Origin of the sequence: Alkalibacillus haloalkaliphilus C5 (genome assembly GCF_000269905.1) — a bacterium.
Taxonomy (GTDB): Bacteria; Bacillota; Bacilli; order Bacillales; family Alkalibacillaceae; genus Alkalibacillus; species Alkalibacillus haloalkaliphilus_A.
In genome coordinates, this window is the sequence record NZ_AKIF01000019.1 from 1 (window position 1) to 14,776 (window position 14,776).

Genomic DNA, 14,776 nt, shown 5'->3' on the forward strand with positions numbered 1-14,776 from the left:
CCTTGGCATGTCTCAGCCTCTGCTTTATTATCTAGTATAATATTGATCAGTTTAAAATTACTAATTACGAGTGGAGATATTATTAATGGAATTCATTATAAACTCACCATTGCAGCCTACTTTTTTTAAGCAAAAAATTTATATAAATAAAGAGCCAGTAGGTTATTTAACCGCGACTAAACCTTTTACTTATTTGATCGGTAGAAACTCATTCAAAGTTAATTACAAAGGTATTGATGTCAGCTTAATCGAAGTTAAGAAAGTTGATAAAAAAAGAAATTGGGAAATCATTCTATCTAATAATAATAAGGAAAACCATATTGGGCGAGTCGTCATGCTTTCTCGAACAAAAGAGACGCTCGCAACAAATGAGGTGATTTTTGAAATAAGAGTGATGGATCAGACTTATTATATTAACAAGAAGCATATGAGGGTTGGTGGGGAAAAAGCTACATTACTTGATGATCATAAAAATAATATAGGCGATATAAAGGCTTCTCTTATGAAAGAACCATTATTTAAAAAAAGAGTGACGATTTCTAATGAGGGAGGCTTAACCAAAACCATAGTTGCTACAATATTAGTTTCATTAAACACCGCAATTTTCGAAGCATAAACTGTGGCTAATATGTATATAAAATTTGGTAGATTAATCGTGGAGTCATCCTTCAATATGATGGTACTTCACGATTTTTTTAATTTTATTGTTTTGTACAAGCGACCTATATAAGTCTTGGCGCATTACTCAATTACAACTGGTGAGGTAGTAAAAATATTGTAAACTTTTTGAAAAAATGGTTGATTAAAGATTTTTTATAATCTATCATTAGTTATAATGAACGTAATTTAACGTGTTAATTTACGTAGTTTTTGGTTGTAACAACATAATTTACTACACAAGATATAAGGAGTATTTGCCAAATGCCTCATCAAAATATTAATAGAAAAAAACTAATACTATTAGTCGTTTTATTTATAATTTTATTGTCTGCTTTAAGGCTTGGTTGGCTAGCAGTATTTCATAATGATGTTGATGGTCAACCATTAATTAGCGAAGGAGAGTTAGATTTAAGAGATTGGGATGGTTTATCAAGTGAAACAATTGACCTTGATGGTGAGTGGAGTTTTCTCCCCGGTAAGTTAGCTACCAGTGGTCAAACTGAAACAAGGGGACATTTCAACTTAGTTAATGTTCCTGGTGATTGGAATGATCGTAAGTCAAATGGTTCGCTTGATTACTATGGTACATATACATTGAGAATTATTGTTGAAGAAAACGATGAAGATGTATTTAGTCTTGTTGTACCTAGTGTTAGGAATGCTTCACAGTTATATGTTAATGGTAGATTGATAGATAAATCTGGACAAGTATCTGAAAGCGAGAGTCAATATTTTGCAAAAAACATACCATATACAGCTTCTTTTACAGCTGATGAAGATGGGGTTATTGAAATAATGTTACAAGTAGCTAATTACATTGACCCGAGTGAGGGAGGGATTGCTCGTTCTATTAAATTTGGGGAAAGTTCTCAAGTTAGGTCAGAAAACCTTATATCATATTCAATGCAATTAATTGTTATGGTCGCTTTTCTCATATATGCTACCTTTGCAATTGGTCTATTTTTTGTTAATGAACGGAACGGAACTTTTATTAATGCTTCATTTTTGATTCTTTGTGCGATTGTGACTCATTCTCTTGGGAGTGATGAAAAGCTATTAACCTATTGGTTTCAACTTGATTATGAATGGAATATAAGAGTTGCTAACTTAGCATCCACTGGTATGATTTTCTCACTAGGGATGATTGTGAAAGGGTTATTCGGCAGTCTCAGAAAATAATACATACAGTAGTACTTACTATTTGTGTAGTTTCACTAATTACCATCTTAGCACTTCCATTAACCGATTTATTTCAAATTCAAGATGTTTTTAATACATTACTCATGGTGACACTCGTTTTAGTAATAATAAGTATGTTCAAAGTACAGAATTTGCAAAGAAAAGACACAGTATGGATCGTGTTCGCATTGGTGGCTTTATTGAACAGTTATCTTTGGTGGGGAGTATGGAATAGTCTTGGAGTTAATGTGTTCTTTTATCCAATCGATTTAATTATAATGATTGGGTGTTTCACAATTATGTGGTTTATTAGGTATTTCAATATGTATAACAAGTCAAAAGAACAAGCCTCAAGGTTAAGGAATGTTAGCGAAGAAAAAGATGAGTTTCTAGCCAGGACTTCACATGAATTACGAAATCCTCTTCACGGCATATTGAATTTAACACAGACCACTCTAGATAGAAATAAAGGTGTGATTGATCAAAAAAGTCAAAAAGAATTAGAAACAGTATTAATGGTCGGGGATCGATTATCTTTTCTGTTAGATGATTTATTCAATATGGCTAATCTGAAAATAACAAAACCCACTATACGTCAAAAGCCATTTTATCTTCAGTCTATTGCTGCTGGTGTATTAGATATGTTTTATTATGTGACAGATGAAAACAAAGTCACTTTTAATAATGAAATTCAAAGCGACTTGCCTCCAGTAAATGCAGATGAAAATAGAGTTATACAAATTCTTTATAATTTAATTCATAATGCAGTTAAATTTACAAAAGAAGGTGAAATTTCACTCAGTGCTAGGGCAGATCAACAAAAAGTAATTGTTACTGTTAAAGATACTGGGGATGGAATGAACACAGAAGCCTTTGATGAAATGTTTCAACCATATGAACAAGGGGAGAACAATATTAACAACTCAGAAAGTGGTGTTGGACTTGGATTGAGCGTTAGTAAGGAATTGGTAGAGTTACATGGTGAGGACATTTATGGTAGTTCTAGACCTGGTGTTGGGACTGAGATATCTTTTACTTTAAGTGTTAGTCATGAAAAACCATATGAACTCAGTAGAGAACAAACTTTAACGGTAAATTCAAACCCACTTAACACGAGCTCTGAGCATTTAAAACAAAATAATCAATCTTCTTATAAAGATGCAAATATTTTAATTATAGATGATGACTTTATTAATTTAAACGTAATAGAATCAGTACTTTCAGAAGAAAACTATGAACTCACAAGTGTTCAACATAGTCGTGATTTACTAAAAGAATTGAACATGAAAGAATGGGATCTTCTTATTTTGGATGTCATGATGCCAGATCTATCAGGTTATGACCTAACAAATAAAGTTCGGGAACAATTTAACAAAACAGAAATACCGATTCTATTACTAACAGCAAGAAGCAATCCAAAAGACGTTGTAACAGGTTTTAATGTTGGAGCAAATGATTATATATCCAAACCTGTTAATGCAAAGGAGTTAAGGGCTAGAGTTCGCAGTTTAGTTAACATAAAAAAATCTACAGAAAAACAGTTGAAATTAGAATCAAAATGGCTGCAAGCTCAAATTCAACCTCATTTCATCTTTAATACATTGAATACAATAAGCGCATTAAGTAATACGGACATAGAAAAGATGAAAACTTTAATTGAGGAGTTTAGTGAACTTCTTAGATTTAAATTTAACTTTTCTGCTTATAATGAATTAGTCTCGGTTGAAGAAGAACTTTCAATTGTTCGTTCCTATGTATACATTGAACAAGTAAGATTTGGTGATAAAATAAATGTTAGTTGGAATATCGATAGTGCTAAAGAGTTTAGCATCCCTTTACTTACGGTACAGACTATTGTTGAAAATGCAGTTAAGCATGGTGTTATGAAACAGGCTGATGGCGGGAAGATTGAGATAAAAGTTTTTAAACGAAAAGATTATTTAAGAATTGTAGTTAAAGACAATGGGGTAGGAATGGATCAAGAAACTATTCAGTCTATCTATAATTCTGATGATATTAAAGGTGTAGGATTAGTTAATACGAATAAAAGGTTGAAAATGTATTCTAAAACAGAATTAGAAGTTAGAAGTATAGTCGGAGTAGGTACAATAGTCGCTATTAATATTTATAATAAAAGTGATCGAGGCGGAAGGGATTACTAGATTAAAGGTTAATGTTAAGTGAGGGGACAACCTTCTTTAATATAAAAAAGGTTTCAATGTTATGTTATAAGTTAGATTCAGAAAACGATAGGGGGAGAGGTAGGTGAAATCTATACTTATTGATGATGAACCATTAGCATTAGATTATCTAGAACATCAATTATTACAAACGGAAGAATATGAAGTGTTAGGTAAGTTTTCTGACCCGTATCAAGCCCAGGACGTAATAAGAGGAAGTGATATAGATGTATTATTTCTTGATATTGAAATGCGAGGTTTAAATGGAATAGAACTTGCCGAGAGATTGTTAGAGCATACTCCTCATTTACAAATTGTATTTGTTTCTGCTTATAATGAATATGCTGTGAAAGCTTTTGAATTAAACGCTGTAGACTACTTATTGAAACCGGTTAAATTAGAACGTCTTGCTAAAACAACAAACCGAATAAAGAAACAACTTATTGAAAGTAAGGAACAAAAAAATGAACAAATTAGCATTAAATTATTTTATGAGCCTAAAGTTTATAAAGGTGATACGGAAATCCCTTTAAAATGGAGGACATCTAAAGCTCAACAACTCTTTTATTATTTAATTCATTGTCGAAATAGAACGGTGGGTAAATCAGAATTAATTGAGATTTTTTGGCCAGATTTTGAAATGGAAAAAGCAACTACACAATTATACACAACGATTTATCAAGTTAGAAAGACTTTAAAAAGTTTAAGTGATTACATTAAAGTATTAAACTTAGGTGATGGTTATAGTGTTAAATTACACGATGTTCAAATGGACGTCGATGTCTTTGATCATTTTATTGAGAAGAACCATACAATAGATGAGCAAACAATCGACCAATATGAGAGGGTCGCTAAATTATTTAAAGGCGATTATTTGCAAGGCTTTGATTATATTTGGCTAAATTACGAACAAATGCGACTTAGATTTTTATGGGTTAATATAAAGATTAAGATGATTCATTGGTATAGAGAAAATGGTACTTATGATAAAGCGATGGAGCATGCTTTAGATATTTATCAACGATTCCCTTTAGAAGAAGAAGGGTATTTCGAATTGATGAAAACATGTGCAACTACAGGTTATAGTGCCTCGGTTATAAAATATTATGAGAAACTTGAGTATATGTCTGAACAAGAATTAGGTGTTGAGCCTAGTGATAAGATTAAGAGTTGGTATAAGAGTTGGTTGAAAAAATAAATGATCCTAAAAGTTCTAGAGCGTTCGTATTGAGCGCTCTTTTTTTTGAAATCTTATGTACAGTTTTTGTACATGAATACATAGTATTTTTATTTTGGTAAATCTATCCTTATTTGCGTTTTACCTGCAATGCATGTAGGTAGAAATTGGAAGAGAGAGGGAGTACAAAATGAAAAGAACTTTAGGATTATTTTTCACATTTCTATTAGTCTTTCAATCTTTCACATTTGGATTGGGGATTAATGGTGAAACACGTTCGCAAGGCGCAGAACGGAGTGTGGTTACAGATATCACGATAGAACAAAATAAAGAAGAGACTGATCAATCAAATATTTTGATTAGCTGGTCTATGAAAGGATTAGAGGCTGTTAATGGTTACTCTGAATCCTTTGATCTTCCTGATGATGTGAGCATTAGTGAAGATCAAAACGGAATGCTTATATCAGAAAAGGATGAAGTAGGTATTTTTACAGCATCAACAGATGGCACTGTAGAAATTGTTTTTAATGAAGAAATTGAAAACAAACCTGAATCAGAAGGGGTGTTTTCGATTAAAGCTGTCGTTGATTTAATGGAAGAAAATGAAGAAGCCTCAGAAGAACAAGAAGATAAAAAACACGAAGAAGATGAAGAAGCAGAGAAAGAGACTGCTCAAACTGAGTCTTTAGAGGAAGAACAGGACTCAATTGACTCAGGGGCTAAAGAGGCAGAAGAACAAGATGCAGACGAAAATAACACAGAATACTTAGAAAATCAGCAAGTTTTATCTTCAAATGAAGGAACTGTTATTGAAGAAAATATTATTACAGATGTAGAACTTTCTATGTTAGATGAAAACGGTGAGTTTACTACATTAGATCCTGGTGAAGAAATAACTGTAGACAATCCATATGATGAGTTTAAAGTGGAATTAAATTATAACTTTGCTTTACCTGATGGACACGACTATAAAGATGGATCCACATATACTATTGAAATTCCAGAAGTGTTCAATGTTTTAGCTAACCCAGAGTCTACACCGTTACATAATGAAGCGGGGGTAGAGTTCGGGTCATTTGTAGTAACAAATAATAACGAGATTGTAATAACCTTCAACAATGAAATTGAGGACAACTCCAATGTATCAGGTTATATTAACTTAGAATCAGAGTTTGATGCCCATTATAAGGGGGCAGCAGAGACAGAGATTAACTTTCCAATTGAAGGAGAAAGTAACATAACTTATCCAATTAAGTTTATTCCCTCAAGTTCATCAATCGATAAGGATGGTGTACCTGATAAATCTTATAATACAGAAACTGTAACTTGGACAGTTGATTTTAATAAAGATTTACAAGAAATTAATAATGCGACACTTGTTGATGTTGTCGAAGGCGAGCACTCTTTTGTTGATGGTACGTTAGATGTTTATATGCTATATATGAATGCTGATGGGACTATTGATGAAAGCAAAACTGAATTAATAGAAAATCATAACTTTGGTGAATCATTCCCGCTAAATCTCGGTAATATCGATTCAGCTTACAGAATTGTTTATGATACGAAAATCAACGACAACACTGGTGATCGTTATAGTAATGAGGCAACTTTAAATGGCGATAATGTAGACTCTGTCAGTGCTTCAGCATCTGTTGACGTTAATCGTGGTCAACCACTTGAGAAGAGTTCAACTGATTATGACAATGTAGCTCAAACAATCGAGTGGGAAGTTAAGTATAACTATGATGAAAAAGATATTGCTGAAGATAAAGCTAAATTAACAGATGTTTTCGGTGAAAACCAGCAATTTGTTAATGATAGTCTTGGTGTGTTGCGAGTGGAAATTGACCCCGATACAGGGAAAGAGATAGGTACTAACGAAGTAAGCTCTGAGGACTATACGGTTGAGGAGACAGATAGTGGTTTTGACTTTCAATTTAACAAAGACATTAACCATGCCTATAAAATAGTTTATGAAACAACTGCCATCGAACGAATTGATGGAAATGAAACAATTACAAATACGATCTCTGATGAATTTGAAAATGAATATGAAGGTAGTAGAGATATTCACCAAGGTATATTGATTAAATCACACGTCGGTAATACTGATTATGAAGCTAAAGAAACTGACTGGCATGTTTTAATCAATAGAGATGAACACGTTATGGAAGGTGTCACGTTTACAGACATTTTACCTGAAGGATTTACGCCGAAAGATGTTGTTGTTACGCATGGTGGAGAAACCATCGATGATTACACATATATTTTTAATGAGAATGAAAGAAAGATTGAGATTGATTTTAACCAAGAAATTACACAAGAAGTCAATATAACCTACACTACAAAGATTGATTTCGATCAAGTCAACCCAAATGATGTGACATATACGAATCAGGCCACACTTGAGTGGATTCCAGAAAACGGATCAGATGTAATCGATAAAAAAGGAAGCGCAACATTTGATCCAGATCAATACACAAAAAACAATGGCTTTAAAGGTGCTAGTTATAATCCAGTAACTAAAGAAATCACATGGACAATTGGCGTTAATTATAATCAAACGACTGTTGAAAATGCAATTGTTGAAGACTTCATTTTAGGCAAACAAAACTTTGATATAGAGAATGTTAAAGTTTATGAAATGGAACTAACAGGTGATGCCAATGGTTATGACAAAGGTAATGAAGTAACTACTGCAAATATAACTGAAGTAACTAATTCTGATGATGAACCTGGTTTTAGAGTGGAATTAGGTCATATTACTTCACCATATGTCATCGAATATACAACAGATTTAAATGATTTGTTAGTAGAAGGTAGTTACGATAATAAAGCCACCTTATTAGATGACAATGAAGTTGTAAACGAATTGGAAGCGTCTGTACAGCCAGTTCATGGTGGGGAGTATACGAACAAAGACGCTTCACAAAACGATGAGAACCCAAGAATAGTTAATTGGGATGTAAATATTAACTTCACACAGTCAACAGTAACAGATCTTCGAATTGAAGATACACCAAGTATCAATCAAGCGCTGTTAGAAGATACAATTAACCTTTATGGAACGACTGTGTCAGAAGCAGGTATTACTAAAGATTCTGATCATCTTCTAGAAGAAGGTGAAGATTACACTTTAAATGTTACTGAGGATGATAATGGTCAACAGACATTTGTGATCGATTTTACTGAAGAAACAGTTGACCGTGCTTATGTACTGGAATACGACACATATATCTTATATGAAGATGATGGCAATATCTCCAATGATGCTAAGTTTTTAGCTAACGAAACAACGCAAGTCGAAACTGATGATTCTTATTCAAATCAGATTGATTTATCTAATATAGGTGGTGGCATTGATGGTGAAGTCGGAAGTTTAGAAATTACAAAAGTTGACTATGATGACCGCTCACAAACGTTGAAAGGTGCTGTATTTGAACTTTATGATTCATCAGGTCAAACATTACTAAGTACTGAAACAACAGATGAAGAAGGAATCGTTACTTTTAACAATTTATTATATGATGATTACATTTTAAAAGAGACAACAGCTCCTGAAGGTTATGTCGTTGGAATTAGTGACGAAAAGACAGTAACTGTTGATGAAGACGTAACGGAATTAGAAGTAACGAATAAAGAAATTATTCATCAAGTTGAGTTGACAAAAATCGATGAAGAGAGCCAGGAAACATTAGAAGGTGCAGTGTTTGAATTGTATCAAGTAGGAGAGTCTTCATCTATTGGCACATACACAACTGATGAAAACGGACGTATTTTCGTAGAACAGTTGGAACCAGGCGATTATCAGTTTATCGAAACAGAATCACCGGATGGGTATTTACTAGATGAAGAACCTATTTCGTTTTCTATTGGAGAACAGGCAACCGAAACAGTTGAAGTTACTGCTAACAACACAGCGATTGAAACTAAAACAATTAGTGGCGAGAAGACATGGAAAGATGGCGATTCTGAAGATCGACCAGAAATGATTAAGGTTGACCTTTTGCAAGATGGGGATGTCTATAAAACAGTTGAAGTGAGTGAACAGACTGATTGGACGTATAGCTTTACGGATATACCAAAAACTGATGACTTACTTAATGAATTTGTCTACCAGGTTGAAGAACGACCAGTAGAAGGTTATCAATCAACTGTAGATGGTTACGACATAACTAACTTACGTGTCGGAACAACTTCAGTTGAAGGAAATAAGGTTTGGCTGGATGATAACTCATCTGATCGTCCGGAGTCCATCACGATTAACCTTCTACAAAATGGAGAAGTCATTAATTCAATTGAGGTTTCTGAAAAAGATAATTGGGATTATCGTTTTGCAGAATTAGATCAATATGACGAAAATGGTATAGCTTATGAATACACTGTTCAAGAAGAGCCGGTAGAAGGTTATGAAACAACAATAGACGGTTTTAATATTACAAATCTTCGAGTAGGAACAACTGATGTCTTAGGAACCAAAACGTGGAAAGATGACAATTCCTCTGATAGGCCTGAGTCAATAACGGTTAATCTTTTACAAAATGGAGAAGAAGTTGACTCTGAAATTGTTTCAGAAGAAAACAATTGGGAGTATCAGTTTACAGATTTAGAGGAATTTGATGAAAAAGGCGTTTCTTACGAGTACACAATCACAGAAGAACCAGTGGAAGGTTATGAAAGAAATGAAGATGATGAAGATGGATACAATCTTATAAATGTTCGTGTAGGCTATACTGACATTTCTGGAGTGAAAACGTGGCAAGATGATAATCCAGAAGATCGCCCAGAGTTTATTAAAGTTAACTTATTGCAAAATGGTACAGTTGTAGATACTACGAAAGTAACAGCTGAGGAAAACTGGGAGTATAGTTTTACAAACGTTGATAAATATGATGAAGAAGGTGTTCTTTACGAATATACAGTAAACGAACAAGAAGTACCTGGTTATGAGTCAGAAGTCGACGTCGACGGTTTTGACATTACGAATACACGGTCCGAACAAAGATCGATTGAAGTGACTAAAAGTTGGTTGGACGGTGAATCTGATAGTCGACCAGATTCTATAACAGTAACACTATTAAGAAATGGAGAGCTTTTTGAAACAGTAGATTTAACATCAGCAAACGATTGGAAATATACGTTTGAGGATTTAGAAGCTTATGATGAGAATGGCAAGGCATATCAATTTACTGTTGAGGAAAATCCAGTAGAAGGTTATCAAACATCAATAGACGGTTTTGATATTACTAACCTACGTGTTGGAGAAGTTGACGTATCAGGTACTAAAACGTGGAAAGATGACAATTCAGAAGACAGACCAAAATCAATTAAAGTGGATCTGTTACAAAATGGCACAGTTATCGATACAGCCACAGTTACAGCAGATGATCAATGGACATATAGTTTTACAGAGCTTGATCAATATGATGATGAGGGTCTTCCTTATAAATATACAGTTGAAGAACAAGATGTAGCTGGATATGTATCAGAAATAACTGGATACGACATTACAAATACACGTTCTGGGTTAAAGTCAATTGAAGTAAATAAGGTTTGGAAAGAAGATGAAGCTGCACATAGACCTGAGTTTATTACCATTAACTTGTTACGAGATGGGGAAATCATAAAAACTGTGGATGTTTCAGCAGATGATCAATGGTCCTACGTTTTTATGGATTTAGAAAAATATAATAAAAATGGTAAAGAGCATACCTATAGTGTCGAAGAGGTTGCGGTTGAGGGATACGATGTAACGATTGATGAAACAGAGAAAGGATTTAAGATAACTAATACAAAGATTGCTGAATTAGTAGAGTCAGAAAGTGACGAATCAATTTTCCCAAGAACAGGAGATCGCTCTAGTACTCTACCAATTACACTTGGAGCTATATTAATTGCCTTAGCAGGTACAATAGTGATTCTATCAAATAGAAGAAAACAGTCTAATGAATAATACATGACCTATAACAAAGGCCTAGCCATTAGTGGCTAGGCTTTTGTAAAAGGAGCGAAGCTAATGAAAAAATGGAGAAACCTCATTGTTATACTTCTTGTTTTAATGGGGAGTTTATTAATTGCAACACCATTCTTGAAAAATTACATCGTCAATCACAATATAAACAGTTCTCTAAATGAAATGGATAATTTGGACAGTGATGAATTAAATGAAAACCGTAACATAAGAAATGAAAACGAAGAAGTAAATGAATTACCAAGTAGCCTTGATGTAATAAGAAGTATGAATTTTGAAGGAAACCCTGTAGCATTTTTGTATATTCCAAGGACAGGTTTGAAGTTACCAATCTACGGAAGTGTGAATGAAATAAATTTATTACATGGTGCAGGGGAAATGCGAGAATATGATGAGATAGGGGAAGGGAATTATGCCTTAGCTGGACATAGAATGGAGGAAGAAGGTTTGTTATTCCATGATGTTCCTAGGTTGCAAGAAGGTGATATTGTTTATGTAACGGATAAAGAAACTGTCTACGAGTATGAATTGTATGACCCTGAAATTGTTTTGGAAAATGAAACAGAATTAATCAATGATCGTGGCAAGGATGAGTTAACCCTTCTGACTTGTGACATACCAAGCAAACCTCATAATAGAGTGAAAGTGAGTGGTGATTTAATCAATACTTTTACTTACTCAAATGATTTATTTGAATAATTGAAGTTAATGCCTGTGATAACAAAACGATCAGAGATATTGGCTATATACACTTAATTCACGTGAAAAACTAACGCTCGAACCTCTGTCCCTTCGAGTTATTCCATTTTTTCAATTTTAGATATTACAATTTCATCATTATTGTCACAATGGTATTCTACACGAAAGATATATCTCCATTATTCTCGTCATAAACCCTTAACATGTTATGAAAATGAAAGTCATTTTCTCGTATTTAACTTATGTAATTGTAAATCTCCCCAGATGCAAGCAACATCTTAATAAATATGTTTAATAGAAGAAGCTACAGGTAATCTCTATTATGGAACACATGAATAGTCATCTAAATCATAGGATGATATACTTTGTTTAGCTTCGAAAGGTAGGAATCATTATGAATGAAAAAAAATCCATCATCTACTTCTACACGAAAAACAACTGCAAATTATGCGAAGACGTCAAACAGCTGCTGCAAATTTTACAAATGGATTATCAGTTCACAATTGTCGAACAAAACATTTATAAAAATGACGATTTATTAGAAAAGTATTTTCTACACATTCCAGTTGTAAAAGCGGGTGATATGGAGATCTCGGCTGAAGAGATATCTTTTGCGACGTTAGAGCAATTTCTACAAGAACATTTAACTTAAATGTTTGCTAAATGTTCTTGTTTTTGCTAATCTTTATGTAGAATATTTTTTTGACATGATTGGGACGTTTTGCGACTAACTAGTGGTCATTAAATGTCCGTGAATAGTTGTCGCCTGTTTGAACATGCTTTGTCTTAAATAAGTGTGACTGTCTTGTGGGAAGGTGATGTGTCTTTGCATCGAATATTTGAGTTTCAACAAAAGTTAGTTCCAGACTTATTACGTAAAATGGATGCGCGTTATAACATCTTAAAGGCGATTTCTGATACTGAGCCTGTTGGGCGTCGAGCTTTAGCAGAACGATTAAATAAAACGGAACGCCAAATTCGTAGTGAAATCGAATTTTTAGATGAACATGAGTTAGTGAAAGTCACTTCAAGAGGGATGTATGTCACATCTGAAGGCAGAGGGATTATCGACAGCTATCACCAAATGTTAAAAGAAGGTTCAGACTTAAATTATATGGAACGACAACTCGTTCAAAAGTTACCTGTAAAGCAGGTTAAAGTTGTTCCAGGAGATGCTGATCAATCAAAAGAAGTTAAGAAACTATTAGGTAAAGAAGCTGCTGCATTATTAATTGATTCATTCAAAGATGGCCCTGTTGTGACCGTAACTGGCGGTTCAACGATGGCAGCTGTCGCTGATCATATGCAACCTGTTGAAAGGACGCGTCCAGTATTTGTCCCAGCAAGAGGTGGACTCGGTGACTTACATGAGTATCAAGCCAATTCGATTTGCGTGAAAATGGCAGAAAATGCGAATGGTCAGTATCGCTTACTATATGTTCCGGATTCAATTGGTGAAGAATTACATGCGAAAATGCAAGAAGAGCCAACGATTTTGGAAGTGTTGGATTTAATGAATCAAGCTGATTTTGTCATTCACGGCATTGGTGATGCTTTAACGATGGCGAATAGGCGTAAAACGTCTGAACTAACGGTAGAAAAAATTGTCGAAAATGATGCCGTTGGAGAATCTTTTGGTTATTACTTCGACAAAAACGGGAAAACTGTACACAGAGTCAATTCGATTGGTTTATCTCTTGATCAATTAAAAGGAAATAGCCAGTTCATAACTGTTGCAGGCGGTTATTCAAAGCGTGATGCCATTTCTGCTTATTTGAAATGGGGAGAAAGTGATGTATTAGTGATTGATGAAGCGATTGCTCGTCATTTACTTCAATAATATATAAATCATGATTAAATATAGGAGGCATTTATTATGACAGTAAAATTAGGAATTAACGGTTTTGGAAGAATTGGTCGACGCGTATTTCGTGCGGCTCTAAATAACGATAATGTTGAAGTGGTTGCGATTAACGACTTAACAGATGCAAACATGCTAGCACACCTATTAAAGTACGACTCAGTACATGGTCAATTACCAGAAGAAGTAGAAGTTAACGGTGATAACATTGTCGTAGGTGGAAAAGAGATCAATGTTATGTCTGAGCGTGACCCTGCAAACTTAGGTTGGGGTGACCAAGGGGTTGAGATCGTCATTGAATCAACTGGTCTATTCACGAAGCGTGAAGATGCTCAAAAGCACGTTGATGCGGGTGCTAAGAAAGTTATTATTTCAGCTCCAGCTAAGCAAGAAGATTTAACAGTTGTAATGGGTGTTAACCATGAAGATTACAGCAAAGACGATCACACAATCGTTTCAAATGCTTCTTGTACAACGAACTGCTTAGCGCCAGTTGCAAAAGTATTAAGCGACAAGTTTGGACTAAACCGCGGTATTATGACGACAGTACACGCGTACACGAATGACCAACAAATTTTAGACTTACCACACAAAGACTACCGTCGTGCACGTGCTGCTGGTGAGAACATTATCCCAACATCTACTGGTGCTGCAGAAGTAGTCGGTAAAGTACTTCCAGAAGTTGATGGTAAGTTAACAGGTATGGCAATGCGTGTACCAACACCAAACGTATCATTAGTTGACTTAACGGCAGAACTAGGCAAAGATGTAACGGTTGAAGAAGTAAACGAAGCCCTAAGAGCATCAGCAGAAGGTGAACTAAAAGGTATTCTTGGATACAGTGACTTACAATTAGTATCAACCGACTACAACGGTAACCCACATTCTTCTGTAGTTGATGGTGATTCAACATTAGTTATGGAAAATAACATGGTTAAAGTTGTTACTTGGTATGACAATGAGTCTGGCTACTCCAACCGTTGTGTTGATTTAGCTGTTTATATGGCAGAGCAAGGCCTATAAAAAATTGAAGATTCATGACGAATCTT

The 14,776-nt window shown here is 34.4% G+C and carries 9 protein-coding genes; all 9 read left to right on the forward strand.

Annotated features, from left to right (window positions below; all coding sequences use genetic code 11):
* Positions 1-85: 85 nt before the first annotated feature.
* On the forward strand, positions 86-616 hold the full coding sequence (locus tag A194_RS0103610; protein WP_017185525.1) for a hypothetical protein: 531 nt from the start codon (positions 86-88) through the stop codon (positions 614-616).
* Between the two features lie 305 nt (positions 617-921).
* Entirely contained in the window at positions 922-1,839 is a 918-nt protein-coding gene (locus A194_RS17115; protein WP_040402272.1) for a hypothetical protein, read from the forward strand.
* A 323-nt stretch (positions 1,840-2,162) separates the two neighbouring features.
* Positions 2,163-4,001: an ATP-binding protein gene (locus tag A194_RS17120; protein ID WP_192808101.1), complete on the forward strand. Its 1,839-nt coding sequence runs from the start codon at positions 2,163-2,165 to the stop codon at positions 3,999-4,001.
* A 103-nt stretch (positions 4,002-4,104) separates the two neighbouring features.
* Positions 4,105-5,217: a response regulator gene (locus A194_RS0103620; protein ID WP_017185526.1), complete on the forward strand. Its 1,113-nt coding sequence runs from the start codon at positions 4,105-4,107 to the stop codon at positions 5,215-5,217.
* Between the two features lie 169 nt (positions 5,218-5,386).
* Entirely contained in the window at positions 5,387-11,149 is a 5,763-nt protein-coding gene (locus tag A194_RS19255) for a Cna B-type domain-containing protein (protein WP_017185527.1), read from the forward strand.
* Between the two features lie 63 nt (positions 11,150-11,212).
* A complete protein-coding gene (locus A194_RS19260) occupies positions 11,213-11,866 on the forward strand; it encodes a class A sortase (RefSeq protein ID WP_017185528.1) in 654 nt (217 codons plus the stop codon).
* A gap of 394 nt (positions 11,867-12,260) precedes the next feature.
* Positions 12,261-12,518: a glutaredoxin family protein gene (locus A194_RS0103635; protein ID WP_017185529.1), complete on the forward strand. Its 258-nt coding sequence runs from the start codon at positions 12,261-12,263 to the stop codon at positions 12,516-12,518.
* A gap of 174 nt (positions 12,519-12,692) precedes the next feature.
* Complete coding sequence (locus A194_RS0103640; RefSeq protein ID WP_017185530.1) at positions 12,693-13,706, forward strand: sugar-binding transcriptional regulator; 1,014 nt, start codon at positions 12,693-12,695, stop codon at positions 13,704-13,706.
* Positions 13,707-13,742: 36 nt separating this feature from the next.
* Positions 13,743-14,750, forward strand: coding sequence for a type I glyceraldehyde-3-phosphate dehydrogenase (gene gap / locus A194_RS0103645; protein WP_017185531.1), 1,008 nt, complete (start codon positions 13,743-13,745; stop codon positions 14,748-14,750).
* Positions 14,751-14,776 lie beyond the last annotated feature (26 nt).